We start from the raw sequence: 911 nt of genomic DNA on the forward strand, positions 1-911 counted from the left end.
AGATGTCACCTGCAACCGCGTTTGGTGGCAAACGTACATCTACCGCTAAATTTTCACCCGCTTTCGGTAAATCGATATCCGTATCAGGTAAATCAATCGCGATGATCACAGGATCGTGATCAGATGCCGAGAACGCATCTTTGTATTTCGGCATGTCACCTGTGTATTTGCTGCCGTACTCAAACAAATTACTTTCTAGTGAGTTAATGTGCCAATCTTCAATCGCTACCACTTTTTACGCCAAACTGTTGCTTGCCAAGGCGTGGTCTAAATTGCCCAGCTCACCAGAATAGGTGTACGAAAACGTGTCTGTGCCATGCAGCAAGGTATTAAGGTTGTTCAGGCCGTAACCTTGTTTGATTTGCGTTTGCTCAACTTGCAACTCACCACCGTTGATTGTGGTGTAACCCGCTGTGTAGATATCACGTCCGTATTTCTCTTTCGAGTAGTCAGTCAGTGTCAGTAGTGGATCTTCCATGCCGTACGCATTGAGATCCCCCATCAGCAACACATCGCCTTTCACGTCTTTCAACGCTTCTCCCACTGCGTGCGCAGCAGAAACACGGAAGTTGTTACAGTTGCCTTGCAGATCCGCAGGCTCCGAGTCTTCTACGCCGGCGATCCACTCTTCAATACATTCAGAACCTTTCGATTTGAAGTGGTTAACGACGATAGAAAGATCTTCACCGCTCTCTTGTACCGTGAAGGTTTGCAACAAGCTGTGGCGTTGGTATTTGTCGTACGCAGGGTTGCTCTCAGCACCATCTTTACGAGTAATGGTGTTTTCGGCAATGTGCTGCTCTGGCGTGAAGATCACTTTCGCCGCTTCTTTTGGCGTGACCACTTTCGCGCGGTACAAGATAGCAACCATGATCGCATCACTTCCGAAGTACTCTTCTTGGTACTTGTCT

1 pseudogene is annotated in these 911 nt (G+C 47.7%); it reads right to left on the reverse strand.

Going from position 1 to position 911, the window contains the following annotated elements:
* Window positions 1-911, reverse strand: a pseudogene (locus tag R7040_RS25245) (endonuclease/exonuclease/phosphatase family protein); the annotation flags it as partial.

The organism is Vibrio sp. 1069 (genome assembly GCF_033340555.1).